Source organism: Flavobacterium sp. 1355 (genome assembly GCF_017833415.1).
GTDB lineage: Bacteria > Bacteroidota > Bacteroidia > Flavobacteriales > Flavobacteriaceae > Flavobacterium.
The window spans coordinates 122263-148957 of sequence record NZ_JAFICC010000005.1 but is presented as its reverse complement, the minus strand read 5'-3'; the positions used below and the strand labels follow the sequence as shown (position 1 = coordinate 148957).

The window sequence follows — 26695 nt, the reverse complement described above, 5'->3', positions numbered from 1 at the left end:
CTCTAACTTGTCATCGAACAGTACTAAATTATCATAACAAAGACAGGTTGAAAAGAGATGAAAGAAAACTGCAATATCTAATCATATCTCCTATTTAATAGAATGCATATATTTTTCAAGAATAGCAACATCTTTTTTCATCCGTCTTCGCTTGATAAAAAAGGTATAAAATATCATCCAGACAATACAAGCGCCCCAAACCCACCAAAAACAAAGGATGGTGCGTCCTGTTTTGTCCAGTAAAAACTTATCGAGAACAGGACGCAAGTATAAATATACCCCAAGGCCCAATACCAAAACATACAGAACTTCGCCGTAAGTATGCATCCATATATTCAGTTTTTTATAGCTTTCTAATTGCTTGATGGTTTGCAAAACCGTTTGGGTGGGTTTTATTTTAGTCAAACGATAAAATAAATAAGTTTTACTTAAAGCATAATACAAGGAACAACCCATTAAAATCCAAAATCCATAATCTGATGTTTCCAACTTTTCTGAATTGAGTTTATCAATAAAAACTAAGGCAATCGTCGTTATGATAAATGTAATGATGGTTTTAAGATGATTTCGTTTCAATAATGAGATTTCATCTTTGGCTTTTAGGCCAGCAACCTTTTGAGATAAGGTTACTGAAGCCTTTTTCTGCTGAAACAGCGTTTTTAGTTCTTCAAAATCCTTTTCCATGCCCGTTGTTTTTTGATAATAATTCTTTGAGTTGTTTCTTAATGCGATACACTTTTATATTTACATTATTTTCGGTAATACCTAGGACTTCGCCTATTTGTTTTTGAGGAACATCTTCCAATATCATCGAAATAATAATCCTATCCACTTCGTTGAGCTGAGCAATAGCGTTGTATAAAATAGTGGATTGCTCTTCCTTATCTTCGTATTTTTCTTCGGTAGGTTTATCTTTTAAGTCATCGTAATACTCTATGGGGTTGTTCTTTTCTTTACGCAGCTGCATTAGACAGGTATTGGCCGCAATCCTGTAAATCCATGTACTATAATCAGAACGATGTTGAAATGATGATAGATTGAGCCACACTTTAGAAAAACATTCCTGCACCAAATCTTCTGCCTCTGTTTCGCTTCTGGTGTAGCTATAACACAAACGGAAAATCCAATCCCGATATTCGGTAAAAAGCTGGTCGAATATTTTCTGTTTATTTTCCAAAAATAGGCTGTTTTAAGAATTTATCCATTTCAATAATAAACCATTGTGGGAGGTCGTTTGCCATAAAGTCTTTTGCATCTTCTGTAATAGCATGTGTAACATTAGGCGTACCGGCATACATTTCGTTCAGTTTTTTATCCGCTTCAGGAATTGGCATATTTTTATACTTTTTCGCAAAATACGAGGTTGTAAATACTAAAATTGGGATTTTATTTTCTCTCAAATCAGGAAGTAAATTTCCGCTAAATTGTTCACAAAGGGTTTCTGCAAGCGTTTTTCTATCCGATTTTTGTTGCCATTGTACAAAACGGTTTACATCTTCGGCACTGGTAAAATTCATCATTTCGGTAGTTTGCTTCAGGGCTGCCGTAAAATCGGCTTCACTCATTTCCATTGTTCCCTTACGGATGCCCTTTTTCATTACCTCCAACTTTTCAATTGTTATTGTTGGATCAAGCACCATGCTCAGTTTTGGGTAAAAATCAGAAGCGATGATGTTCCTTATATTCAGAGTTTTGTCTGAAGCTAACTTTATAGCTACAAAAGCTCCATAATTTTGCCCGACTAAAATAACATTTTTCAGCTTTTCTTTTTTAATAAATCTATTTAAATCATTTACATAAGTATCAGTATATAAAGTATCAATAGGTCTTTGACCATTAAAACCTGCAAAATCTACAAGATAGACTGCATTTATTTTTTGATAATAAGCTGCAATATCTTTCCACATTTCTGATGAACAGCCAATGTGGGGAAGAAAAATAATCGGATTTCCTTTTTTACTGATTGATGTAACCTTAACAGCATTTTGTGCAAAAACCTGTACGGTAGAAAATAATAGTGCGACAATGAAGAATAGTTGTTTCATAATATAATAACATTGTTGTTTAATAGGTTTAGATGCAACGAAGATTAAAATCTTACAAAGACATATTATATTATTAACAGTGTATCGAATTACTAAATAGAATGTGAAATTACTATTGTCATAAAAGAAAGCTGTCAAGAAAATCGCCTTGACTGAGCAGATAAAAATTATACATTGCATAGAACTATTGCAATTAAAAAGCTCCCTTTTTAAAAAGAAAAGAGAGCTTCAATGTGTTTTTCTTAAAAAAAATTAGCGCCAGCCCATTTCGGGGGGGGTATATGTGTTAAAATAGATGAAGCTTAATGTACTAACTTAACGTGGAGTTTTAGTTAAGAACAAAGTGATAAATCTTAATTTAAAATACACTACCTGAAGAATGATATATTTTGGATGACAATGACCTTTTAGCATTCATTTTTTAATGGGTTTAAAATTATAAAGATAAAGTTATTCCGAAATGCGAGAGAACCTTTAAGTTTCATACTATTAAGTGTTTTTGGTTTCAGCATTTTTTAAAACTGAATCTTGTAATTTGTCAATTTTCATCAGGACAAAATTTTCATACGCATGCTGCTTTATTTCGCATTTTTTACCCGCACTAAAGCCTTCACTTATAATATAACTCTTTATAAATTGCCTTTTTTTAGCTCCCAAGGCATAATAGGAGCTTCCCATTTCTGAATGAATGAAAATAACGATTTCATCCAACATCATGATTTTTGTTTTTGCTCTCAATGGACTGCTTCTGTAAACCGCATTTTCATTGGTATCAAAAGTGTAACGTATTTTACTTCCTATTTGTATATCATACAAAGTATGCAGGACAAAATACCCCATTAAAATATAAATTGCCCATCGCATGGCTTGGTCAAGAAGATTATTAAAAAACAATAATATCACAATACCCACAATGATACCCACCAAAAACCACCACGACATAGCAAGCGTTGGTTTTTTGGGACAAAAAGAAAAGGTATTGGCTGTTTCCTGAATATTATATTTTTCCTGAATGTTCATCTGTTTTTATGATTTCATGAATTTCATTAAGTAAATTTTGCATGGCTCTGGTAGTGAATCCCTGAGCAATTCCGGTACACTGTTCTTTCCCGTTTTTTAAATAATAAAGATTCAGTGAAACATTTATAGTAACGAAATACTGTTTGATTCTGACCAATTCAAAATTGACAAAATCACTCAGTGGAATCTGAACCGGAGGAATAATCAAACCGTTTTTGATTAGGATAACTTTTCGGTTCATATCTAGTACAACGTGGTTAATAAAGAGTGAAATCAGGCATAAAACTGTCAGAATCCCAAAAATCCAGATCATCACTGGTTTTTTTAACCATATGCCGGCAAAGGCCAAAGCTGCCATTCCGAAAACAATAATCAGACCAAAACCATATTGTCTTTTCATGACGTACTGGTTTCCTTTTTTTGTAAATTTTTGCAAAACTTCCATAAATTATTCAATATTTACTCCATCAATAATCAGTGTTGCACATATAATTGACATGTAGGTACTGGTGTAATCTGCGGTAATCTGATCGCTTAAGGAATCTATATTCGCTTTTGTAAATTCTAATTTTCTGGAAGGCATTTTTCCGTAAGAATCCACCATAGTGATTTGGCCGTCGAGTCCGTTTTTATTTGCCATAAAGGCTTTTAACAAGGCAATATTAGGCTTTTCAAAATCTATGGATAAATAATAATTTTTTGTCTGCCCCTTCTTTTCCGTACCATCAGTTGAGGTACCATTGTTGATAGAAGTAGTAAAGGAGAATGTTGCAGTCCGAACCGGAGCAATAATAGTTTTATTGCCGTCTTTTACGGTAATTTCTATCTTGACACGTTTGTCTTCCAGCTGCTGACTGAAGCTCAGTCCAGTCAAAAAACAAAAGGCGATTATCAATAATGTAAGATTTTTTGTATTCATAATTTAAGGTTGTTTAAAATAAATGTTTACAGCAAGATTACGCTATACCTCAAATTACTACAATCCGAAATTGGCAAATGGTATATTTAGATTTTTATTTGGTCAGCAAGAAATGGTATGAGAAAAAAAAGGCTTTCGAGGATTTTAAAACCATGCTCAGATACCCTTTAAAATAAATATTTCAGCCTGCAAATGTTTGGTCAGTAATCATACTATTTGTACTTTCCCTCAGTAATATTACTATTTATGTGCTCCAATTTTATAATCTTGCCAGTAAAAATCAGCAAATTAAAATTCATTATTTTACTATTGCCTTTTTTCTTTTTGGGTCTTTCGGCCTATGGCCAAAAAGCATCTGCTATTGAAAAATTAGCGGCTTATGGCTATTCAAAACGTTTCTCCGATACTTCTTCGTGCAAAAAAATGCAGCAGCTGGCATTAGATTTGGCAAAAAAGAAAAATGATATCGACGACAAGATTATTTGCTATTCTTATTTAGCATTAACCCAAAGACGTTTACTCCATTTAAAAGAGTTTTCACACTATGCTGACAGTGCCTATTATTTGTCGGGCAAGACCAATAAAATAAGACCAAAGGCTTATGCATTCCTGGCCATGGGAACGTTAAAATCTTATATTGACGAAAAACAGCAGGCAATTCAATATCTCTTGGATTCTTACAAACTTTTTGACAAGGCGGATGCGCACGATCACTGTGCAAAAATTGCCTCGGATATATCGTATCTTTTTTCCCCGGCTTCCCCGACAAAAGTCGAAAAATATGCCCGGGAAGCCCTGAACCATGCTTCAAAAGCTGGTGATAATGAAAGTATTTTGCATGCCCGGCTGGCTTTTGGAAGTCATTTAACTGATGATCTTGAAACGAAAGACAAGGCAAAATGGCAAAAGGCATTAGCTTTTTTTAACGCAACGGTTATTTTTGCCGAAAAAAACGCCAGTACTATTGTCAGTAAAAGCAATATTGGAATTGCTTACATCAATCTGGCAGACCTTTATTCGAAAGGACCAAAACCTATTGACGAGAAATCGTTTTTAAAAAATCTTGAAAAAGCAACTGTGATTGCTCAACAGTACAACATCAGGATTATCTACAGAAGTGCCATTGGCCTTCAGGGATTTCATTATACCGAAAAAGGGGATTATGCCAAAGCAGAACTTCTTTTTAGAGAAGGAATAAAATACCAGCAAAGCCTTCCTTACACAGACAATTACCTTCTAGCGACTTTTTACGATTGCCTGAAAGATGTTGCTGCAAAACGAAAAGACTTTGAAGCCTATTACAGTTATGATACAGAATATGCCAAATACAATGAGTTAAAATATGATGAATCGACTCAAAAAATATTGCAAAATGCTGATGTCAGATATGAATCTTCCAAAAAAATAGAACGCATAAAGCAATTGGAACTCGAAAACCAATTGGTAAAAAAAAACAAACTTTTAGGCTACGGAATTGCAGGTGTATTACTGATTGGGCTGGTATTTATGTTTAGATCGTACTACTATCGTCAGCGTTATTACCAAAACCGTGAAGATTTCATGAAACAGGAACAAGCCAACAGCGAACTTAAGGTACAGCTGATGGAAAAGGAAACAATTGAGAATCTGGCTGCGACACTTTCCCTGGAAAGAAGACTGCTTCGTTCTCAAATGGATCCGCATTTTATCTTTAATGCCCTTGGAAATATTCAATGCATGATTCTTCAAAAAGATTCCCTTCCGGCAGTTTCTTATCTGAATAAATTTGCCAAACTCACCCGTCAGGTTTTAGAGCAGTCCCGTAAAGAAACCATTTCGCTTGACGAAGAAATCAGCACTTTAAAAAATTATATCGAACTACAGCAGCTGCGTCTCAATAATGGTTTTGAATATCGAATTGAATGTGATGATACTGTTGAAAGGGATACGTTGATTCCGCCACTACTCATTCAGCCTTTTATAGAAAATGCTGTTGAACATGGCCTAAAACCCCAGGCAAAAGAAGTTAAGGGTTTAATAACAATTCATTTTACCCAGCACACTGATGAAAAAAAACTGGTCTGCACGATTAAAGACAACGGAATTGGTCTGGCTGCTTCGCGAAAATTAAAATTAAAAGACAATCACAAATCCTTGTCTACTAAAATTACAGATGAAAGATTAAACAAAATGCAGAAAGAAAATCCGTATGCCGGTTTTCAGGTTCTCGAACGTGACATCACAACAGACGAATCGGGCTGTATGGTGATTTTAAATATTCCAATATTATAAAGATGTATAAAACTATTATTATTGAAGATGAACAGCGCATAAGAGAGGCGTTGTCTATTATGCTTGAAATGACGGCTCCCGATACGATACAGATTGTAGCTTATGCCGAAAGTGTCGAAGAAGCCGTAAAACTAATAAACCGCCTGAAACCTGATTTGGTTTTTATGGACATCATGCTAAGAGACGGAACCGGTTTCGATGTCCTGCAGCAAATTACTTTTAATTCGTTCCATCTCATTTTTACAACAGCTTATGAACAGCATGCCATTAATGCTTTTAAATACAGCGCCATTGATTATCTTTTGAAACCCATAGATTCGGAAGAACTTAAAACGGCTATCGAACGTATTGCTGTTTTACAGCAAAAGGTTTTAGAAAAAAAACAGCTTAGTGAACTGCAGACCAACCTTACCAAAACACCTGACCGGATTATTTTGCCGACACAGGAAGCGATGTATGTGGTGAAGCTGGATCAAATCATCAGATGTGAAACTTCCGGTTCGTACACGACTTTCTTTCTTATTAATGGCAGAAAAATCATGGTTTCAAAACCGCTAAAAAATTATGAAGATTTGCTCGAACCGCCGGCATTTTTCAGGATCCATCAGTCGCATTTGATAAACGTGAATTGCATTGTGAGTTATTCCCGGGAAGGTATGGTACAGATGACTGATAAATCGTTTGTACCTATTTCAAGAGGGAAAAAAGAATCTTTTTTTAAGCTTATGAAGGACGAAATGTAGTTCTGATACGCATTATCCGCTTAAAGGAACAAAATACCAACCAGAAACGACAGATGACAAAGTATGGGTTTCATCTTATAAAGGTAATGTCTAGTTTTGACCAATAAATATAATTAACGATGAACAGAAAAACCCTATCTATCTTAAGCTACATCACTATTATTGGTTGGATTGTAGCCTTCATAAAAAGCAAAGATTTAACCCCAAAAAGCGATTTGGTAACATACCATTTGAAACAAGGCTTCGGAATCTTTTTAGTATCTTTTGCCGTAAATATCATTCTGTCTATTGTGGTAATGACAGTGACTTCACTTTATTTCCTGAATTACATTGGTTACGCCATTTTTATCTTATGGATTTTTGGTATCATAAATGCCGTTAACGAACAGAAGAAGCCAATTCCTGTAATTGGAAAAATGTTTGAAGATCAGTTTGGTTTTATAAACTAATTCCGACTCCCTTTTTACTGACGTTTTTATTTTTGGAAGTAGAAAAAGATTCTCAATACTCTTAGTTTAGGACTAGGAAATTGGGAATCTTTCTATTTTAGAGAAGGTTAAAAAATCTTTATAAAGAAGCCTAATGTTTGAAATTAGCCCCGACAGAAGCGATATCCTTTGCCTTTCTTCTTTATGGCAAGTAAAGATATAGCGAATGCGGGGAATCATATTCTTATAAAAGCCAATTGCGCTGCTCTTGATCATTAAGTAGAATCCGAAATAGAAGCACTAAGCTGACTGCCCTTGGCTTTGGCTGTGAAATACTAGAAGGGTAAAAGCGACTACCCTTAATGTTTAAACAATTTATAGTATCGGTTGGAACAGGTACACAATTTTATAGTACGGGGAGGTAATTTGAGGTTTAAATCGTGGAATTTGGTATTAAAACAGCCGATACAGGGAGGGAGGATGTTCTGAATACTATTTTTCTATTCGATTGAGGTTTCGTAGCAAAAACAGGCTAACATGAATTCTATTTTAACAGTTTGGTACACTTTAAAGAGCTATAAAAGCAAAAGCCGCTCCGTTATGAAGTGGCTTGTTGATTCTACATGTTTATGACTAATACTCAAATTAGACTGGGTATTTTAACTATTTAGTCTAACTTTTTCTTACTCGTAACATTTGACCTCTTGATGATTCTACTTCAAAAGTATAATTCTTAGTTTTCGAAAGTGGTTCAATCTTATTTTTATATTTTCCTTTTCCAAGATTGTAGAGGCGAAGTATGTTATATGTGTCTTGTATCCAGATTTTATTATATTCAATTAAAAAATCACAAGAATTTATTTTGCCATTAGTATAATTACTTTGGTTATATCTTAAATACATACTTTTTGTGTTATCTGAAATCAATTTTTCATAATCTGCTTGACTAAGTGATAACGTACCAGGATAATATGTTGCTAAAATTTTATCCTCTGAATTTTCAGAATTAATTAAAAAAGTAATATTTGTATTTGCATTTAATATTTCACCATCAACCACCAAAACAAAGCTTATAGTTTTGTTCTTTTCTTGTGCTAAAATATTGTTGAAACCTAATAAGCTAAAAAATAAAAATAAAAATAGATTCTTCATAAGTTAATTTTTTAAAATTTTTTGTACTGCCTTTTTTTCTGGTTCTGTCGCATCTGTCAGAATCCAATATAAGAATTTAAGTCATTTAAAATTTAGCTCGCCAATTTACAGAATGATTTAAACATGGATATCCCTGGTCTAATCATCTGATTCTTTCTAAGCATATGCACAACTTCAATTCCACTCAATGTTCGTCTTGCTGATTCAAAGCTTTTAAAGCCTAACCCGTTTTGTATCCTCCATTTTATAAATCGATGGTCCTGTTCTACAATATTGTTAAGATATTTACACTGCAGAATTTTAATCTTTGAGAACGAACTCTTATTATAGACTTTGATCGCTGCGATATTAGAACCGCTTTTATCAATGTTTATTACTCTTGGTATGCAGTTATTACTAATTGCTTTAATTAGAAAAGACTGCGCGCTCATTCTTTGTCTTCTTCTGGTCAAAAGAAAGTCTACTGTATTGCCTAGTTTATCTATTGCTCTATATAAATAACACCAAATACCTTTTACTTTGATATAAGTCTCATCCAATCTCCAACTTGTCCCCACTCTAACCTTTCTCTTCTTCATCTCTGACTCAAGCAACGGTGTAAACTTATAAACCCATCGCTGAATGGTAGCATGATCAACATGAACTCCTCGCATTTTCATGATCTCTTCAACATCCCTGTAACTAAGGGTAAATCTTAATTTAAAATACACTGCCTGAAGAATTATAGATTTTGGATAGCTATGACCTGTGGTATTCATTTTTTTTTAGTTTTAAAAATTCCAAAGATATAAGCTATTCCCAAATGCGACAGAACCCTCAGCCATTATTCTAAACAAAAAAATCAATTATGCAACACATCTTCTATACACTATAAAGATATCTGGATTGTATTTTATATCTTAAAGCATATAATTTTGCTGTAACTGTTTGTTTTATATCTAAAAGCATATAATTATATCGTTCATAATTGGGTTACCAAAGAACATATAAGAATGAATTCCATTCAATTTCATTTTTTATAAAAAAGCGAAAACATTAAGACGTGACTCAAGTCTTAAACAAGTATAACTTTAATTTTATAAGATAAACTGACCATGGTTAGATATCCAATGCAAATCTGGTTTTAAGAATGTTTGGACAAATCTTAGAACCTAAATCAGCCAATAATTAAACATTAGCAATCTTAAATTATAAAGTTGTTCTTTACAATCAAATCTTTTATGACCTAAGATCAGTAATTTTTTGAAAGTTAAATTTAAAAAGACCTTTAAAAATTAAATTGACAAAAAGTTGATTATTTTTGCTTTATACTTGCTAAAATTATTTCATGGAGCCTATTAAAGATATTTTAGAACATTTAAATATTACTGACGAATGTACAACAATTGAAGCCAAAAGAGGGAGCGAAATTGACACATCTATAATGGAAACTATTTGTGCTTTCTCCAACGAGCCGGGCTTAGGAGGAGGATTAATAGTTTTAGGAGTGGTTAAAGACGAAAGCGCCTTATTTCAAAATTATATAGTTGAAGGAATTACAAATCCAGACAAATTACAATTAGATATAAAAATCCTCCCTAGCACCGCCGACATTTGAAAGTGACCACACCGCAAATTTATTTACCACTCGCCTTTTACTGCATCATTTTCTTAATGAAAGTGACCTTCAATGGCTAAATACTTTTGCTGAATATGAGTTAAATACTGAGCAGAAAAAAGGATTGATTTTCATTAGAGAAGCTGGTGCCATTGATAATTCAACATATCGACAATTAAATGCATGTGATGTATTAAAAGCAAGTAATGAATTAAGAAGTCTCCGAGACAAAGGTCTTATTGAACAAAAAGGAAAAGGAAGATCTACATATTATACTACTGGTGGAGTTCTTAACACAGATGATGATGTTCCTAACACAGAACCTAATGATCTTAACACAGAAGCTAATGATCTTACAACAGAACCCTATGATCTAACACAGGAGCTACCTTCTGATATAAGAGAACAAATATCCAACCTAGGAGTTAGAGAAAATGATCAAAATAAAATAAAAGATATAGTTTATAAAATATGTAGCTTTAAAAGCTATTCTGCAAAACAGATAGCTCTAATACTTAATAGAAATGAAAATTACATTTATCGAAACTATATCCTGCCGATGAAAGATGAAGGCAGATTACAGCATACAATAATAGATATGCCAAATCATCCCGACCAGGCTTACAAAGCTGTTTAATATAAATGTACTTCTTTCATTAATGTAAAATATAAATATTTTACATATTTAAATTAAGTTCAAACATTTCCAACTGCCTTTTAATTGATATATAAAATTTTCTAAAATGTTACTTATAACATAAAAAAGTCTATTTTTGTCATATTAAAAAAAACAGAGCTATAACCTGTTAAAAAACAAGACATTACGACATAAAAAAGCGTGTTTTAAAGTTTGTGGCAGAATCGTGGCACAGCAGGTAAAAAATATAGGAAATGCAGTATAAGAGCGGGATGCAGAATTTAGGTTCGAATCCCTCTTTCTCCAAAGACAAATTGGATCTGTTGCAGATCCTAGCCCCAATTGCTTCGCCAATTCGCTTCGCTCGTGTGCAGTGGAAATCCTTTTGTGCCGGGGTTCGGCACAAAAGATTGGAACGGATAGCGGGAAAAAGCTCCAAAAAATAAAACTATATACAATTCACTAAGTACAAAGTACAACCCCGAACAAGCACACCAAAACCGCCCAGCCTGCCCCGCCTCCGCCCTTTAAAAAAACAGCAATAATCTAATTCAAAAAATAAAACGACAAACTCCCATACAACAAAAAATTACCACAAGGACCACCGTAATTCCCAAAACCAAACCAAAGCCGCAAAACGCGCAGCCAAAAACACCCAGCCCCTACGACCCGCAGCACCCTTATAAGGAACCCCAAAGCGGCCCCAAAGACATAACGGTGAAGGACATAGAGAAGGACCTTATAGAGAATGACCCTTCAAAGGGTCTGAAACGGATATGGATACTGAGAAGAACTATGAGGCTCAAAGCCAAACCTTTGAGACCATAGCGTCCGAAAAAGATAATCGGTGTAGAGGAATTTAAAAATTGGGCAGCTTGGCCAACAGGAGCTTCAGGAAGATGAAAGCACACGGGATGAAACGGATGGTGCACCGGGCAATACTAAACCTTCCCAGCGAAAATTTTAATGCATTGATCGTGAAGAAAAATAAAAAAGGCACTGACCGGTTTGCTGGCAGCACCTTTGATTCATAAACAATCCAGCGTATGGATTCCCGTATTATTTGTTGTCGATACGCGCTTTTGCATCAGGATCGTTCTGAAAATCCTTTTGCAATTCTGCCCAACTCTTATCACTCGGATCCATTGCCGAGCGGATGTATGCCAGAATAGATTCACAGAGAAAGGCGACAAGCTGCGGGCTTTCATCTGTGGTTTCCGCCACATCCCATCCCGAAATGCCCCCGTAGATATGTTCGGCGCCAAATACGGTAAGCAGGCTTGACTGTACCGGACTTTGATAGTAGGGATCGGCGCGCCAGTTCTCAACGTTTGAAAAATTCAGGTTAATGTCCCTGTCGCCATTGATTACAAGTGTGGGCAGCGACATAGATGTGTAGTTGATCCCTTTTAAGACCGGATAATGGGTTAGGGCAAAATCACCATTAAGGCCTTCTGGTCCTCCGGGTGCCCCTATCATTACAAGGGCTTTGAGCCTTGTTTCGGCCAAACTTATTGTTTCACCCAGAGTATCGGTAACTTCCGCGCCTGCAAGCATTCCCACAGTAAGCGCGCCAAGGGAATGGCCAATAGCCGATACCTGCGATTTGTCGGCGCGGTGCTCCAGGCCCGGAACTCTGGCCAGGATATGGTCCAGGTTGTCCAGGATAAAATGGATGTCTTTGGCCCTTGATTTCAAAAACAAACCTCCTTCAGGGCCTGTAGTGTCAAGACCTAAGAGCTTGGCATCAGGGTGGGTTGGCTGAATTACAATGAAGCCTTTGGAAGAGAAGAACTCGGTCAGGGGTGCTAGTCCCCTTAATGAGGAAAGATAAGTCGAGGCGCCATGCCCATGTGACAGGATTACGATAGGAAGATTGTTCCCGCTGACAGGTGCCGATACTTTTAGGTGCATATCTGCCGGCCTGCCAGAAACAGGCATTACAATTGGGCTGTACGTGATAACGGGATTGGAGCTGAGTCCGATAACTGAAATTTGATCTTGATTTTTCATCGTGTAAATGTTTTAGTTTAACAATACACAAAGGTTGATAGATAACCGCTGCCGCACGTAGCCAAATTGAGGACTTGCGTAGTCAAAACGAGAATGGATATTTAGACAATTCAAGCTGAATTCAAATTGCTATAAAAGCAAAAGAGAAACTAAATTCCAACTTGGAATTTAGTTTCTCTTTTATAACGCTGGCAGTGCCAACTACTGTCTTGCCACTAATTGAATGAATGCCTGAAATCGACAGGCGACAGTTTGGTCTTGGTCTTAAAGAGTTTGCTAAAAGATTGCGGATGCTCAAAACCCAGCTGATAGGCAATTTCTGAAATCGTTAGATCTGTCCCAGACAATAACTCCTTGGCCTTTTGAATCATTTTAGTATGTATGTGCTGCTGGGCATTCTGGCCTGTTAGCAAGCGCAGCATATCGCTGAGATAGCTCGGTGACAAGTGTAAAAGCCCTGCAATATAATGAACTGTCGGGATACCCTGATTAGCTGTCCTTTGATTGTTAAAGTAATCCTCCAGTATGGCTTCGAGTTTTTCGAGCAAACTATTGTTTAGAGCTTTTCTTGTAATGAACTGGCGTTTGTAGAAACGGTTACAGTAATTGAGCAATAATTCAAGCTGTGAAATAATTACATCCTGGCTGAAATCGTCAATACGGCTGTCCAGTTCCTCGAGAATAATGCCGAAAATAGACAGTATGGTAGTTTTTTCCTTGTCCGATAAATGTAATGCCTCATTGGCCGAATAGGAAAAATAGCCATAGTCCTTTATCTTTTTTGCCAAAGGGTAGGTTAATAAAAAATCAGGATGAACCAGCAGCACATATCCGGACTTTTTGGTTTCATCCGGACTTTCAAACAACTGGTTTGGGGCCGTAAAAATCAAGCCGCCCTCACTGAAGTCATAATGATTCTGACCATACCGAACCTGGGATACTATATTGGTTTTGTAGGCAATTTTATAGTAATTGAGCACCATCATTTCAGGCAGCGCGTCCGGCAATACATTTACATCATCAAGATTGATCATGCTTATCATCGGGTGTAAGGGCCTTGGCAGCCCAAGAACCCTGTGGAAGTCATGGAGGGAGTCAATTTTGCGGTGGGTAGTTTCTTGCTTTTTCATCGCTTAAATTTAAATAAAAATAATTAATAACAGTACGGTGAATCTATTGTTTCTCCAGCCATTTTTTAAATAATCCGGTATAAAGCGGCATTATTACATAGGTCATCAGAGGGACCAGTATTGCTGAGAGTATTAGTGTACGAAAGGGTAATGGGACCTGCATCAATACATCATCAAAAAAATAGGACACGATGTTCATTACCGGGTAAATAGCCAGCCAGGATAAAAATGCTGTTTTGTGTGTTAACGTATTTTTCATTTCTTAAAATTTTATACTGCAAATGTCATTAACTGCTATTTGCAGCATGAAGTGTAAATGAGCAATTTGTTAGCCAAAATGAAGGTAGCACACGGTAACCGCATTCCGCAAAAAATTCGAATATATAAAAACGACTAATAGGAACGTAAAAAAGCGCAGGCCATCAACAACGACTGTAACGAAGTTGGGCAATAATTATAATGGGAAGCTGGTTTTGTATGTGAATGATTTTGGGCAATTCCGAAAATAGAACTTAATTTAATCACAAACCAGCTGAAATACCTGAACCTTGTGCGGTACTACCATAGACCCGATTGCTTCGCCAGTTCGCTTCGCTCTTTTGCAGGGGAAATCCTTTTGTGCAGGGGCCCGGCAGAAAAGATTGAAATTTATGGCGCGGAAAAGCTCCAAAATGAAAGTATTAATTACAATCGACAATACCGATCACTCACATCAGATTCCGTTAACAATTTTTAAAACACCAAAAACGCGTGCGTATTTTGGGCAATATGTTGCCCTATTATTACTTTAGATATCCTGCATTTTTCAGGATTACAATACAAGGACCCGGACATATTGCCACAGCTGCAAATACAAGTGTTTTAGTTCAATTTATCCTTAATTAACTCCAGGGGATTATAGGCTGCATCAAAAGCCGCAGAAAGGGATAAGCAGCTTTATGAGCATATTGGCATTTTTTATCAGCTATCGTTTAAAGAGTAAAATTAGCCTCGATTATATGTGATTGGGTTTTATAATATCAGGCTAAGGCTTCTTAAATAACCGCATTTGCACTATTTTAACTGTTTCAATGCATCTTCCAGTTTATATTTTTCCCGAACATAGTCTTCCTCTAATGAGTCAATAGTATACTGCAGAGATGGATCATACTGTTTAATATCAGCTGCAAACCGCTTTGTGAATTTTACTTTTTCTTTCAGTATGTTAAGCTGCTGCTGAGCCTCTTCTATGCACGTATTGATGTACTCACGCTCATCCTGAGGGTAAGATTCTACTTGTGTACTCTGCTGATCAATAATCAGTTGTGCCGATTTAATTATACTGTCTGATTCTTTGTTCAATGCAAACCACTTTCTAAGAAGATTATCATTGATACCAGAAACTTCATCTAATTCTGTCTCTAAACCATTTTCATTTGAACCCGTCCAATCTTTTTGCTGGCAGCAATACAGCAGTATAGCAATAATAGCCAGTATGTAAAACTTTGCTTTCATATAATTTCTTGTTTAATTTCTCTTGTGATTGTTTTTCAATTATAAAACAGTTTTATTTTACTGCTTTTTCTGGTTTTCATTTTTTTTTCTTTGCTTTTCGTTAATTTAATATTATCGGCAAAGGGAAAATCTTCTGGTAAAATTCCTATTGTTTCTTCAATTGCTTTACGAGTTTTTAATCCAACAGCAAAATGAATACTATTGGCCTCGACAAGATCATCAACATTATCATTATTGAGCTTCTCTGTAGTTTGGGTAACTCGAAATAAATTAGCCGCTAATTCAATATTGTCCATACGATCCAGAATATTTTCATCAGGATCAAGGCCTCTGATTTCCCGGATCGCTTTTACATCCAGACCTCCATAGAGTCCTCTATATCCATGGTTTTGAAAAAACGCATAATCTGCAGGCTTCACAATACCTGCTTTTCTGGCTACTCCGGCTAACTGAAGATTTTTTTTGGCCAGTTCTTTGCGAAGAAAATATCTTCTTTCTTTTACTATCCTGAAATTCTTACTTTTCTGCTGCTGACTTAATTCCTGCAGACGAGCCTGTATCGCAAAATACGCTTGCCCAAGCGCTACCGGTTTTAAAGCCGGGTCTGAGTTTTGAATTATAAGATAACAGCCATAGCGTGATAATTTGACATCGCCCCCATTTCTTTGTAAATCATTCCCAACTGATCTTATTGCACTAAAATCTTTAAAATGTACTGCTGTCTCCTGACCTGTATTAATACAGGAAGCCTTTGCTTTATCCAGCACCTCAATAAATGAACTATAGCTGGAATACCCCAGTAATCTTGCAAGATCTTTGGCACTCCAGTATTCATGACCAGTCTTATCTGTTTTTCTAAGTTTCTCAAATATAGATATGCTTTTGCGTTGTGGTTTATTTGCTTTCATATTGTTTTATTTAAAATCTGAAATTGTTTTCTAGACTTATCTGATAATAAAATTATCCCAACCGAATACAGCAAATATCATCTATTAATCTCAGGAGTAAAATGATCTGTATCATCTTATAAGAAAGATTAAAATATAAAAAAATGATCGTAATCATTTTCAATTTTTAGGTATCAACTACCTTTAAAAACAAATTTAAGAGCCATAAAAATTGATTTAAAACGAATGAAAATGGAAAAATATATTTTAAAGTTTTGTGATATCAGTATTGGAGATATTAGTAACGTCGGAGGTAAAAATGCTTCTCTGGGAGAGATGTACAATAATCTTAGTCCTCATGGCATTAGAGTTCCTAATGGTTTTGCCATAACAACAATTGCCTACAAAGATTTTATAGCATATAATCATTTAAGCCTAACGCTAAATGAATTAATGGAACTTCTGGATAAGGATGACTTTACTAATCTAACTGAAATTGGTTCAAAAGCAAGAAAGCTGATATTTGATGCAAAATTCCCGCTGGATCTTCAAACCGAAATTTCAGATGCATACTCCCTATTATGTGAAGACAGTGATATGGCGGTTGCCGTTAGAAGCAGTGCTACGGCAGAAGATCTAGCCAATGCAAGTTTTGCGGGACAACACGATTCATTTCTAAACATTAAAGGTACAATGCCACTGATTTATGCCGTAAAATGCTGTTTTGCATCACTCTATACAGACAGGGCAATAAAATACAGGCTTGACAAAGGTTTTGATCATGACAAAGTATTTCTTTCAATCGGTATTCAGCAAATGGTTCGCTCCGATTTAGCTTGCTCGGGTATTGGGTTTACTCTGGAACCAGAGTCAGGATTTCTGGATGTGATTCATATTGCAGGTACTTGGGGTCTTGGCGAAACAATCGTGCAGGGTATTGTCACCCCTGACGAGTTTCTGGTGTTTAAAACATCCATTAAAAATAATAAAAAAGCTATTTTACAGAAAAATCTTGGAGCAAAAAATAAGATGCTCATCTATAATGATAATCCTTCGGGTACGAATTCAACCGTTTTAAAAGTTACGCCCCGAAAATGGTGTGACAAATTTGTTCTTGATGATTCTGAAATTGAAAAACTCGCCAAATGGGCCCTCATTATAGAAGAACATTATACTAAACCTATGGATTTTGAATGGGCAAAAGACGGCCTTAATGGCGAACTTTATATTATTCAGGCCAGACCAGAAACTGTGCATTCGTTAGGAAAGCCTCTATTCATAAATACTTATAAACTGGAGAAAAAAGGAATCGCATTAGTCCAGGGAGAGGCTGTTGGAAACCGTATAATTTGGGGTCCTGCGAGAATTTTATTATCGCCAAAAGAGGCTTCAAAATTGCATAGCGGGGAAATTTTGGTTACTAATTTTACCAGTCCCGATTGGGATCCTATCCTAAAAAAAGTTGCAGGAATTATTACCAATAAAGGAGGAAGAACAAGCCATGCCTCTATAGTAGCGAGAGAAATGGGAACCCCCGCCATTGTTGGTGCAGGTAATGCCACGGAGATTATTAAAGACGGAGATCTTATTACCCTGAGCTGTGCAGAAGGAAAAACCGGCTATGTTTATAAAGGTAAATTGAAATACCTGCAGACAACCTCTCCACTAAACAAAATACACCTCCCTGAAAAACCAAAAGTACAGCTGATCGTTTCCGAGCCTGAAAAAGCGTTTGAATTATCATTTTATCCAAATGATGGCGTAGGACTACTTCGGCTTGAGTTTATAATAACCCACGATGTAAAAATACATCCCATGGCTCTGGTGCATCCGGAAAAAGTACTTGATCCTGATCAGAGTTCAGCGATAACAAAACTCACACAAAACTATAGTAATAAGCCCAATTACCTCATCGAAAAACTCTCACAGGGCGTCGCTACAATAGCTGCAGCTTTTTATCCCAAAGAAGTTATTGTGAGAATGAGCGATTTTAAAAGCAATGAATATTCTCAGCTTCTCGGAGGTTCTTATTTTGAACCTCACGAGGAAAATCCGATGCTTGGTTTACGTGGTGCTTCGCGTTATTATCACGAAAAATACCGTGAAGGATTCAGGCTTGAATGTGAGGCTATGAAAATAGTGCGCGACTTAATGGGACTTACCAATGTAAAGCTAATGATCCCTTTTTGCCGAACACCGCAAGAAGGGGAAAAAGTGTTGTCTATCATGGCAGAATATGGTTTAAAACAACACGATAATGATCTGGAAATATATGTAATGGCTGAAATTCCCTCCAACATATTACTGGCCGAAGAATTTGCTGCAATTTTTGATGGTTTTTCTATCGGTTCCAATGATCTTACACAACTCACATTGGGCATCGACAGAGATTCTGAATTAATTGCGGATCTTTTTGATGAACAGAATGCAGCTTCCAGACAACTTATTCTTCAAATGATAACTGCAGCCAATAAAATGGATAAGAAAATTGGCCTTTGCGGACAGGCGCCAAGTGATTCGGCAGAATTTACAAAATTTTTAGTTACAGCAGGAATCAACAGTATCTCTTTTAATGCCGATGCTTTGATAAATGGCATTAAAAATATCAATACATCCTTAGCCCAAATAAGGCTAAAAAGAAGTATTTCTGTGCACTAAAAAGAACTTCTGAAGTTATAAATTTAAAATGGAATTATTAGATAAAAATAAAAACACAAAACATTGATTATCAAAAACATTTAACGAAATTTGTTTAAAACAAATCGATTGCAAAATGAGAAACCAGGCACTTTTAAATGCAATTATAGAAAATGCAATCGATGGAATTATTACAATCAACGAAAAGGGAATTGTTGAATCTATCAATCCTTCTGCGTGCCGGCTTTTTTTGTATAATCCTGAGGAAGTTATCGGCAAAAACATTTCTATGCTGATGCCTTCTCCAGATAGAGAAAAACATGATTCTTATATAGAAAACTATAAAGCTTCAGGAATTCCACATATTATTGGACATGACAGAGATGTTCTTGGGAGAAAAAAAGACGGCAACATATTTCCTTTTAGACTTGGAGTAAGTGAAGTTAAATTTGAGGGTGAGCGAATTTTTGCAGGTTTCATTCATGATATGAGCCACCAAAAAGAAGCAGAAAACCGTTTAATGCAATACACACAGCATTTAGAAGAACTTGTAAAAGACCGTACACAAACTTTAAATGAAACAATTGAGGCCTTAACCGTCACACAAGAAGAAGTAAGCAACACCCTGGAAAAAGAGAAGGAACTCAACAAAATTAAAAGCCGGCTCTTATCTATGGCATCTCATGAATTCAGGACCCCATTGAGCACCATTCAGCTCTCTACTGCCTTAATTCAACGATATGTGGAAGATGTAAACAACCCAAAAATTGAAACACATATACATAAAATAAAAAGTGCCATTGCAAACCTTACCGCAATTCTGAATGATTTTCTGCTTCTTGAAAAGGCTGAATCGAATAAAATTATACTGCAGGTATCCAGTTTTAATCTGCAGGATTTCATTAAAGAGGTTATAGGAGAACTGAAGCTTCTCACAAAAAAGAAACAAAAGATAATATGTGTATCAAGTACCGAGGTTGCTTTTGTAAAACTGGACAAAAACCTACTTAAAAATTGTATTATTAACCTCGTATCCAATGCTATAAAATACTCTGGAGAAGAAACCGAAATCGAACTATGGACTGCCATAACTGACAATGCCATAACCATCAACGTAAAAGATAACGGGATTGGTATACCCGAGGAAGATCACAAACATTTGTTTGAAGCTTTTTTCAGAGCCCATAATACAGGAAATATTCCCGGGACCGGCCTGGGACTCCATATTGTTTCACGTTATGTGTCATTGATGAAGGGTACTATTTCATTTAAAAGCGCCATTGATAAAGGAACCTTATTCACTATTGAACTCCCACGTTATGACTAAAATACTTATTATTGAAGATAATGACAATATCAGAGAAAATGTTGTTGAAATACTTGAACTTTCAGGATACGAGGTTTTTGCCGAGGCTAATGGAAAAAAAGGAGTTGAAACAGCGCTTAAAATAGTACCTGATCTTGTATTATGTGATATTATGATGCCTGAACTTGATGGATATGGCGTATTGCATATTCTTCATAAACATCCTGAAACACAGGCAACCCCTGTTATATTTTTAACTGCCAAAGCAGAAAGGGCTGATATTCGAAAAGGCATGGAACTGGGAGTTGATGATTACCTTACAAAGCCATTTGATGATATCGAATTATTAAGGGCAATAGAAGCCCGATTGAAAAAAAAAGAGCTACAGCAGCTTTTTTATGGACAGAGTGCCGAAAACCTAAATGCAGCTATTTCTAAAGAAGACGGGCTCGTAAAATTAAAAGAAATCATGCTTGATCGCAGTACGCGACACTATAAAAAAAATCAATATATACATTACGAAGGTGATCATGTATTAGGCATTTATTATATCATAAGCGGAAAAGTGAAGACCGTAAAACTTACTCAAGATGGACGTGAACTTATTACGGGTGTTTATAAAGAAAATGATTATCTGGATATTAGCATACTGTTCTCAAATGATACTTATAATGATGCCACTATTGCACTGGAAGATACGTTTTTGAGCTTCCTGCCAACAGAACACCTTGATAAACTTCTTTTTTTATATCCGGATGTGGGAGCCAAATTCATTAAAATTCTCGCAAACGATATGCGGGAAAAAGAAGAACGATTGCTGCAGATTGCTTATATGTCAGTACGAAAAAGAATTGCCCAAGGCATTGTACACCTGCTAAAGCAACATAGCTCTAATGGAACCAGTATTAAATTTTCCAGAGATGATCTGGCAGCTTTTTCCGGAACTTCACCTGAAACTGTAAGCCGCACTTTAAGCGATTTTAAAGAAGAAGGATTAATCGAAAAGACTTCCAGTACGATACATATTCTTAATTTAGAAAAACTAAGCAGAATAAAAAACTAATTTTTCAATGTGATGAGTATCAATTTCTCACATGATTTGCGTCATCTTATCTGCCGATAATCTGCGCTAAATTTGATTAACAATTCAATGAAATGTTTAATCTAAATTTTAGAACATCATGACAACACTAGTGCCAACCAAGAAAAACGTTTCTTTACCAAACGTTTTCGATGATTTTTTTAATGATGGCTTTTTGGACATGCCATCTTTTTTTGCTTTTACAAATCAAAAAGGAGCTTTTATGCCCAATGTTAATGTTATTGAGAATAGAGAAAATTTTGAAATTGAACTTGCTGCGCCTGGGCTTCAAAATAAAGATTTCAAAGCAGAGGTTAAAAATGGAGTATTAACTATCAGCGCAGAAAAAGAAGAAGAAACCAAAGAAGAAGGCAAAAATTTTAGAAAAAGAGAATTCTCTTATAGCTCCTTCAGCCGTTCTTTTGTTTTACCCGATAATGTGACAGCTGATAAAATTGATGCTAATTATAAAAATGGCATTTTAAAGTTGACATTACCCAAAAAGAACAGCAGTCCTAAAACTCCTGCAAAACAAATTAAAATAGGATAAACTAAAAATAAGATGTGCTTATAAAATATATTTTGTGAGCACATTTTATTTGCTATTTTGATAATCAGAATCTGCCGTAATAGTGAATAACATGAAAGTAATTAAGCACTCAGGTCATGTCGTACCTTTCGATATTGAAAAACTAAAACTTTCTCTTCAAAAATCAGGAGCTGATCCTGATCTTATCAGGGAGTGCCTGGTACAAATACAGAATCAAATCTATGAAGGCATAACAACCAAGCAAATATACAAGCTGGCATTTGCGATCTTAAAAAAAGCATCAAACGGACATGCTGCGCGATATAACCTGCGCTACGCATTACAAATGCTTGGTCCGGCAGGCTTTTTCTTTGAAAAATTCATATCAAGACTTTATGCCGCAGAAGGTTATAAAACAAGGACAAATCTCAACTTGCAGGGAAAATGTGTATCGCATGAAGTAGATGTGGCACTGAAAAAAGAAAACAAAGTCTGGATGGTCGAATGTAAATTCCACAGCAGCAGAGAAGGCGCTTCAGATGTAAAAGTGCCGATGTATATTCTTTCCCGGTTTAATGATCTCAAAGCGAAACAGCATACTATTTTTAGCGGAAGCGAAAACATCGATTCCTGTATAATAGTAACTAACAACCGATTTACTAAAGATGCTGAAAATTTTGCGATCTGTAGTGAAATAACGCTCTTAAGCTGGGATTATCCTAAAAATGAAAGTATTAAAAATAAAATAGACAAAGGAGCACTCTACCCCCTTACCTGTCTCACAACACTCTCAATAGGTGAAAAAGAAAAATTGCTTATTCTCAATCAGATGCTTGTAAAAGATCTAATTAATGATTCGAAAAGTCTTCATAAAATAGGAATTAGTGAAAACAGGATTAGAAACGTATTAAAAGAAGCTTCACAAATTTGTAAACTTATTTAAAATGAAAGTAAAATTTATTGGAGGAGCCGGAACCGTAACAGGCTCAAAGACACTCCTAGAAAGTAATGGTGCCAGAATATTGATTGATTGTGGACTTTTTCAAGGCCTTAAAGCTCTTAGACAACTTAACTGGGAGCCCTTACCGGTCTTGCCTTCTACAATAGATTATGTACTGCTTAGCCATGGTCACCTGGATCATTGCGGATGGCTTCCAAGACTCGTTGCACAGGGATTCAAAGGTAAAATATACTGTACTTCGCCTACTAAGGATGTGGCAAAACTTGTTCTTTTAGACAGTGCTAAAATTCAGCAAGAAGAAGCTAATAAAGCCAACAAAGAACATTATTCCAAACATGAAAAAGCAGAACCGCTCTATACTTTACAAGAGGCTGAAGCTGTTCTTCCATTTTTTAAAATTATACAGCCCAATATATCAACGGTTATAGCCAATAATATTGCTGCCGTTTTTACTGGTGCAGGACATATTATTGGTGCCTGCAGTATTACACTTACTCTTGAAAATAAAACTTTGGTTTTCTCCGGTGATATAGGACGTGATGATGATGTCCTCATGTTTGCGCCCACAAAACCTATACTTGGAGATTATCTTTTTTTAGAAAGTACATATGGTAACCGTATTCATCCTGATCTGGATGCTAAAAAAGAACTCGAATACTATATCAATACTACCATCGAACAAAAAGGAACTATTATTATTCCTGGATTTGCCGTTGAAAGAGCACAATCCATAATGTATTTGATATGGCAGCTTAAAACAGAGGACAGAATTCCAAATGTTCCGTATATACTGGATACACCGATGGGTGCCAGTGTCCTGGATATTTTTTTACAGAATATGCAATGGCACAAACTCTCTTCCGATGACTGTCATGAAATGTGCAAAATGTTTAAAATAGTTTCCCAATACGAACAAACTATGCGAATCATTGAAGATCCTCAGCCGAAGGTAATTATTGCCGCAAGCGGAATGGCCACCGGAGGACGTGTATTATCTTATTTCGAGCATTATATAGGCCTCGAGAAAACTACTGTTGTAATGGTAGGCTATCAGGCTGAAGGCACTCGAGGAAGAAGACTTCTTGAAGGTGCCGATGAAATTAAAATATACGGAAACTACTATAACGTAGGGGCTAAAATAGTTCAGATTGAAGGACTCTCTGCTCACGGCGATCAGCAAGATCTTGTAAACTGGCTTTCAGCTCTTAAAAATGTTCCCAAATGTATTTACTTAGTACATGGAGAAAATCTTCCGGCAGATGAACTTCGAATTAAAATTCAGGAGCGATATGGTTATAACTGCAGTGTTCCGCTTATAGGAAGTGAGGTAGAAATCTAGGAGATTTTGCATTTCCTTGTAAAATATTTTGGAACCTCAAACCATAATACGGATACTGATCCTGCCAAAACACATACAATGAGCTGATAAATTGTAAGCATTTCAAAATTAAATAAAGAGCGTAAAAAGGGTACTGCAAAAAGCAGTATAACCAAAAGCACTGTAATACCAATTAAAAGAGAAACCATGAAATTTTTATATTGAAGTGTTACCCATAATGAATAATAAAAAGATCGGTTTACTAATGTGAGCACAACATTGGCCGTAATCAAAGTCAAAAAAATCATACTTCGCGTGCTGTCTTCATTCCATTGATTGTATAATGACCACTGGTATATACCTAATACTCCAATACTAATAACAACACCCTGCAAAATACTTGTTATCAATTCTTTTGTCTTGAAAAAAGTAGATGTCAATGCTCTTGGTCCTCTTTGCATGGTATCGGCTTCAATAGGTTCATTCTCATAGAGTATCGAACAGGTTGGCCCCATAATAAGTTCAAGCAGAATTACATGGAGCGGACTGAAAATATTGGGATAAATCCATCCTAAAGCAAGTGGAATAAAGACGATCAGAATTATAGGGATATGTATTGATATAATATATTGAATTGCCTTTTTGAGATTCGTATAAATTCTCCTTCCCATTGCGATGGCATCTACCATTTTAGAAAGATCATCTTCTACCAGAATAAGGGAGGCAGCATCTTTTGCTATGGCTGTTCCTTTTTTTCCCATGGCAATGCCTATGTGAGCTGCTTTAAGTGAAGGTCCATCATTGACGCCATCTCCAGTCATAGCTACAATTTGTCCATTAGCTTTGAGAGCGTTGACAATTCTTAGCTTGGCTTCGGGAAACATTCTACTAAACAAATTGATATCCATTACTTTACTTTTTAATTCTGAATCACTCAACTTCATTAGCTCATCGCCTGTAATCGCTTTATCAAATCCTTTAAAACCAATCTGCTGAGCAATAGCCTTTGTTGTGCGGGCATTATCTCCGGTAATGATCTTTACTCCTATTCCGGCTTCGTAAAAAGATTGTAGAACATGAGTAATATTATCCTTTGGCGGATCATAAAAAGCAATTAGACCTTTAAATACAAATGGAATTTTCTGCTGTGTTTCAGGATAACTATTTCCTGCAAAAACACCTTTGGCAACACCAAGAACCCTGTAGCTTTTTCCGGTTAACTTATCCATTGCCAATAGCATAGTTTCTCTTTCCTTACTTGCAAGATGACAAACTTCAAAAATTGCTTCAGGTGCTCCTTTTGCGGCGATAACACGATTTCCTGCAGCATCTTCAAAAATATGAGTCATCATGGGCGGCTGGCCTGATAAAGGATATTCATGAACCATTTTAAAATTGGAAGTTAAATCCTTATCCGTAAACTTTTTATAAGTGCTATGAAGAGATATCTCCATCGGATCAAAGGGTATGGGTTCACTAGCCCACATAGCAGTTGTTAAAAGATCCTGCGTTTCTGTTAATTCTCCAAAAGTATTAACGTCTGCCTCGAGTCCTGACGGCAAATAAAGACTGGCAAATTCCATTCTATTCTGAGTTATGGTTCCCGTTTTATCTGTACAGATAATGGTTGCACTGCCGAGGGTTTCAACCGTTTTCATTTGTTTGACTACAATGCCCATTTTCATTAGCCGGCGCGCTCCTAGTGCCATAAATGTTGTAAAAGCAACAGGAATCTCTTCTGGTAATATACTCATTGCCAAAGTAAGCGCTACCAAAAGACTTCCCAGAATATTACCCATTCTTGAATAATTGATAGCCCAGACTAAAATAAAAACTATAACTCCGGCAAAAACCATTTTTTTTATAAAATTCCCGATCTGAATCTCTAATGGTGTCTTTTCTTCGGCAATAGCTTCGAGGCTACTTCCTATTTTACCCAGCCTTGTTTGATTGCCTATTTCTGTTACTTTAATTATAGCCAGTCCGCTCAGGACGTTAGTTCCCGAAAACACTTTATTATCTTCCTTTTCTTTATCTTTAAAAACAGTCATTGATTCACCAGTAAGTATCGATTCGTTTACCGAAAAATCATTTGAACGCATGATTACGCCATCAGCGGGAACCAATCCTCCTTCTTCAACTAGTACCAGATCACCCACAACAATATCTTGTGTTTTGATATTCTGTTGCTCGCCATTACGAATAACTTTGCATAAAGGCTCTGTAAATTCCTGTAATTTTGCCAATGCATTTTGACTTCTCTTTTCCTGGTGAAGTGATATTGCAGCAATTAATAAAATTGAAAATGCAAGGAATATTGCATCGCTATATTGTTTATTGATAAAGTAAATCGCTGATGCAACAAGTAATAAAAGAATCATTGGTTCTGCAAAAATGCTTTTTAAAAAAGCTAAAAACCTGATGGCTTTTTTATAATTATAGGTATTAAGTCCAAATTTTGCTCTAAAACCTGCTACCTGCTCAACACTTAGTCCCTGTATTTCTTGTTCATTTGTATTCATAGTTC

The 26695-nt window shown here is 35.9% G+C and carries 25 protein-coding genes; 11 read left to right on the top strand and 14 right to left on the bottom strand.

Annotated elements, in window-relative coordinates; translation table 11 throughout:
- Positions 1–90: 90 nt before the first annotated feature.
- The 6 genes from JOD96_RS07965 to JOD96_RS07940 form a co-directional block, all read right to left on the bottom strand.
- The gene (locus JOD96_RS07965; protein ID WP_209563749.1) at positions 91–684 is read right to left on the bottom strand and encodes a hypothetical protein; all 594 of its coding nucleotides are present in this window, start codon (positions 682–684) and stop codon (positions 91–93) included.
- The gene (locus JOD96_RS07960; protein WP_209563748.1) at positions 668–1177 is read right to left on the bottom strand and encodes an RNA polymerase sigma factor; all 510 of its coding nucleotides are present in this window, start codon (positions 1175–1177) and stop codon (positions 668–670) included. The genes JOD96_RS07965 and JOD96_RS07960 overlap by 17 nt, the downstream gene beginning before the upstream one ends.
- The gene (locus JOD96_RS07955) at positions 1167–2045 is read right to left on the bottom strand and encodes an alpha/beta fold hydrolase (protein WP_209563747.1); all 879 of its coding nucleotides are present in this window, start codon (positions 2043–2045) and stop codon (positions 1167–1169) included. The genes JOD96_RS07960 and JOD96_RS07955 overlap by 11 nt, the downstream gene beginning before the upstream one ends.
- A 489-nt stretch (positions 2046–2534) precedes the next feature.
- Positions 2535–3065: a hypothetical protein gene (locus tag JOD96_RS07950; RefSeq protein ID WP_209563746.1), complete on the bottom strand. Its 531-nt coding sequence runs from the start codon at positions 3063–3065 to the stop codon at positions 2535–2537.
- The gene (locus JOD96_RS07945) at positions 3043–3465 is read right to left on the bottom strand and encodes a hypothetical protein (RefSeq protein ID WP_209563745.1); all 423 of its coding nucleotides are present in this window, start codon (positions 3463–3465) and stop codon (positions 3043–3045) included. Before JOD96_RS07945 ends, JOD96_RS07950 begins: the two co-directional genes overlap by 23 nt.
- Positions 3466–3513: 48 nt before the next feature.
- Entirely contained in the window at positions 3514–3984 is a 471-nt protein-coding gene (locus JOD96_RS07940; RefSeq protein ID WP_209563744.1) for a hypothetical protein, read from the bottom strand.
- A 267-nt stretch (positions 3985–4251) separates the two neighbouring features.
- Between JOD96_RS07940 and JOD96_RS07935 the strand changes: the two genes are divergently transcribed.
- The 3 genes from JOD96_RS07935 to JOD96_RS07925 all read left to right on the top strand — a co-directional run bounded on the left by JOD96_RS07935 (position 4252) and on the right by JOD96_RS07925 (position 7447).
- Positions 4252–6255: a sensor histidine kinase gene (locus tag JOD96_RS07935; protein WP_245188369.1), complete on the top strand. Its 2004-nt coding sequence runs from the start codon at positions 4252–4254 to the stop codon at positions 6253–6255.
- Positions 6256–6257: 2 nt separating this feature from the next.
- Complete coding sequence (locus tag JOD96_RS07930) at positions 6258–6998, top strand: LytR/AlgR family response regulator transcription factor (protein ID WP_209563742.1); 741 nt, start codon at positions 6258–6260, stop codon at positions 6996–6998.
- 119 nt (positions 6999–7117) lie between these two features.
- A complete protein-coding gene (locus JOD96_RS07925; RefSeq protein ID WP_209563741.1) occupies positions 7118–7447 on the top strand; it encodes a DUF4870 domain-containing protein in 330 nt (109 codons plus the stop codon).
- A 651-nt stretch (positions 7448–8098) separates the two neighbouring features.
- Here the strand turns inward: JOD96_RS07925 and JOD96_RS07920 are convergent.
- Positions 8099–8578 (bottom strand): hypothetical protein, encoded by a 480-nt coding sequence (locus tag JOD96_RS07920; protein WP_209563740.1) that lies wholly within the window; start codon positions 8576–8578, stop codon positions 8099–8101.
- A gap of 92 nt (positions 8579–8670) precedes the next feature.
- Positions 8671–9336: an IS6 family transposase gene (locus JOD96_RS07915; RefSeq protein WP_209563739.1), complete on the bottom strand. Its 666-nt coding sequence runs from the start codon at positions 9334–9336 to the stop codon at positions 8671–8673.
- A 569-nt stretch (positions 9337–9905) separates the two neighbouring features.
- Between JOD96_RS07915 and JOD96_RS07910 the strand changes: the two genes are divergently transcribed.
- Positions 9906–10175: an RNA-binding domain-containing protein gene (locus JOD96_RS07910; RefSeq protein ID WP_209563738.1), complete on the top strand. Its 270-nt coding sequence runs from the start codon at positions 9906–9908 to the stop codon at positions 10173–10175.
- Positions 10176–10299: 124 nt separating this feature from the next.
- Positions 10300–10812, top strand: coding sequence for a hypothetical protein (locus JOD96_RS07905; RefSeq protein WP_209563737.1), 513 nt, complete (start codon positions 10300–10302; stop codon positions 10810–10812).
- 1059 nt (positions 10813–11871) lie between these two features.
- On the opposite strand, the gene JOD96_RS07900 is transcribed toward JOD96_RS07905, so the two are convergent.
- From JOD96_RS07900 to dinD, 5 genes are all read right to left on the bottom strand, one after another.
- Positions 11872–12825 (bottom strand): alpha/beta hydrolase family protein, encoded by a 954-nt coding sequence (locus JOD96_RS07900; RefSeq protein WP_209563736.1) that lies wholly within the window; start codon positions 12823–12825, stop codon positions 11872–11874.
- Positions 12826–13040: 215 nt separating this feature from the next.
- Positions 13041–13868: a helix-turn-helix domain-containing protein gene (locus tag JOD96_RS07895; RefSeq protein ID WP_317195274.1), complete on the bottom strand. Its 828-nt coding sequence runs from the start codon at positions 13866–13868 to the stop codon at positions 13041–13043.
- 130 nt (positions 13869–13998) lie between these two features.
- Positions 13999–14214 carry a hypothetical protein gene (locus JOD96_RS07890; protein WP_209563734.1) on the bottom strand — a complete coding sequence of 72 codons (216 nt, stop codon included), beginning with the start codon at positions 14212–14214 and terminating at the stop codon, positions 13999–14001.
- 794 nt (positions 14215–15008) lie between these two features.
- The gene (locus tag JOD96_RS07885) at positions 15009–15449 is read right to left on the bottom strand and encodes a hypothetical protein (RefSeq protein WP_209563733.1); all 441 of its coding nucleotides are present in this window, start codon (positions 15447–15449) and stop codon (positions 15009–15011) included.
- A 35-nt stretch (positions 15450–15484) separates the two neighbouring features.
- Positions 15485–16357, bottom strand: coding sequence for a DNA damage-inducible protein D (gene dinD, locus JOD96_RS07880; RefSeq protein WP_209563732.1), 873 nt, complete (start codon positions 16355–16357; stop codon positions 15485–15487).
- 231 nt (positions 16358–16588) lie between these two features.
- On the opposite strand from dinD, the gene ppsA reads away from it, so the two are divergent.
- The 6 genes from ppsA (at position 16589) to JOD96_RS07850 (ending at position 24189) form a co-directional block, all read left to right on the top strand.
- Complete coding sequence (gene ppsA, locus JOD96_RS07875) at positions 16589–18994, top strand: phosphoenolpyruvate synthase (RefSeq protein WP_209563731.1); 2406 nt, start codon at positions 16589–16591, stop codon at positions 18992–18994.
- 115 nt (positions 18995–19109) lie between these two features.
- Positions 19110–20300, top strand: coding sequence for a PAS domain-containing sensor histidine kinase (locus JOD96_RS07870; protein WP_209563730.1), 1191 nt, complete (start codon positions 19110–19112; stop codon positions 20298–20300).
- On the top strand, positions 20293–21342 hold the full coding sequence (locus JOD96_RS07865) for a response regulator (protein WP_209563729.1): 1050 nt from the start codon (positions 20293–20295) through the stop codon (positions 21340–21342). Before JOD96_RS07870 ends, JOD96_RS07865 begins: the two co-directional genes overlap by 8 nt.
- A gap of 118 nt (positions 21343–21460) precedes the next feature.
- The gene (locus JOD96_RS07860) at positions 21461–21910 is read left to right on the top strand and encodes an Hsp20/alpha crystallin family protein (protein ID WP_209563728.1); all 450 of its coding nucleotides are present in this window, start codon (positions 21461–21463) and stop codon (positions 21908–21910) included.
- Positions 21911–22001: 91 nt separating this feature from the next.
- The gene (locus JOD96_RS07855; protein WP_209563727.1) at positions 22002–22832 is read left to right on the top strand and encodes a restriction endonuclease; all 831 of its coding nucleotides are present in this window, start codon (positions 22002–22004) and stop codon (positions 22830–22832) included.
- 1 nt (position 22833) lies between these two features.
- A complete protein-coding gene (locus tag JOD96_RS07850) occupies positions 22834–24189 on the top strand; it encodes an MBL fold metallo-hydrolase (RefSeq protein ID WP_209563726.1) in 1356 nt (451 codons plus the stop codon).
- Here JOD96_RS07850 and JOD96_RS07845 read toward each other — a convergent pair.
- On the bottom strand, positions 24186–26690 hold the full coding sequence (locus tag JOD96_RS07845; RefSeq protein WP_209563725.1) for a cation-translocating P-type ATPase: 2505 nt from the start codon (positions 26688–26690) through the stop codon (positions 24186–24188). The two genes, JOD96_RS07850 and JOD96_RS07845, sit on opposite strands and share 4 nt — an antisense overlap.
- Positions 26691–26695: the final 5 nt, after the last annotated feature.

Coding starts and splice junctions, on each gene's coding strand:
- JOD96_RS07915 (WP_209563739.1), bottom strand. CDS start 9,336: ATGAATACCACAGGTCATAGCTATCCAAAATCTATAATTCTTCAGGCA.
- JOD96_RS07900 (WP_209563736.1), bottom strand. CDS start 12,825: ATGAAAAATCAAGATCAAATTTCAGTTATCGGACTCAGCTCCAATCCC.
- JOD96_RS07890 (WP_209563734.1), bottom strand. CDS start 14,214: ATGAAAAATACGTTAACACACAAAACAGCATTTTTATCCTGGCTGGCT.
- JOD96_RS07940 (WP_209563744.1), bottom strand. CDS start 3,984: ATGAATACAAAAAATCTTACATTATTGATAATCGCCTTTTGTTTTTTG.
- dinD (WP_209563732.1), bottom strand. CDS start 16,357: ATGAAAGCAAATAAACCACAACGCAAAAGCATATCTATATTTGAGAAA.
- JOD96_RS07930 (WP_209563742.1), top strand. CDS start 6,258: ATGTATAAAACTATTATTATTGAAGATGAACAGCGCATAAGAGAGGCG.
- JOD96_RS07925 (WP_209563741.1), top strand. CDS start 7,118: ATGAACAGAAAAACCCTATCTATCTTAAGCTACATCACTATTATTGGT.
- JOD96_RS07865 (WP_209563729.1), top strand. CDS start 20,293: ATGACTAAAATACTTATTATTGAAGATAATGACAATATCAGAGAAAAT.
- JOD96_RS07920 (WP_209563740.1), bottom strand. CDS start 8,578: ATGAAGAATCTATTTTTATTTTTATTTTTTAGCTTATTAGGTTTCAAC.
- JOD96_RS07885 (WP_209563733.1), bottom strand. CDS start 15,449: ATGAAAGCAAAGTTTTACATACTGGCTATTATTGCTATACTGCTGTAT.
- JOD96_RS07910 (WP_209563738.1), top strand. CDS start 9,906: ATGGAGCCTATTAAAGATATTTTAGAACATTTAAATATTACTGACGAA.
- JOD96_RS07850 (WP_209563726.1), top strand. CDS start 22,834: ATGAAAGTAAAATTTATTGGAGGAGCCGGAACCGTAACAGGCTCAAAG.
- JOD96_RS07870 (WP_209563730.1), top strand. CDS start 19,110: ATGAGAAACCAGGCACTTTTAAATGCAATTATAGAAAATGCAATCGAT.
- ppsA (WP_209563731.1), top strand. CDS start 16,589: ATGGAAAAATATATTTTAAAGTTTTGTGATATCAGTATTGGAGATATT.
- JOD96_RS07845 (WP_209563725.1), bottom strand. CDS start 26,690: ATGAATACAAATGAACAAGAAATACAGGGACTAAGTGTTGAGCAGGTA.
- JOD96_RS07860 (WP_209563728.1), top strand. CDS start 21,461: ATGACAACACTAGTGCCAACCAAGAAAAACGTTTCTTTACCAAACGTT.
- JOD96_RS07895 (WP_317195274.1), bottom strand. CDS start 13,868: ATGATAAGCATGATCAATCTTGATGATGTAAATGTATTGCCGGACGCG.
- JOD96_RS07965 (WP_209563749.1), bottom strand. CDS start 684: ATGGAAAAGGATTTTGAAGAACTAAAAACGCTGTTTCAGCAGAAAAAG.
- JOD96_RS07950 (WP_209563746.1), bottom strand. CDS start 3,065: ATGAACATTCAGGAAAAATATAATATTCAGGAAACAGCCAATACCTTT.
- JOD96_RS07855 (WP_209563727.1), top strand. CDS start 22,002: ATGAAAGTAATTAAGCACTCAGGTCATGTCGTACCTTTCGATATTGAA.
- JOD96_RS07955 (WP_209563747.1), bottom strand. CDS start 2,045: ATGAAACAACTATTCTTCATTGTCGCACTATTATTTTCTACCGTACAG.
- JOD96_RS07945 (WP_209563745.1), bottom strand. CDS start 3,465: ATGAAAAGACAATATGGTTTTGGTCTGATTATTGTTTTCGGAATGGCA.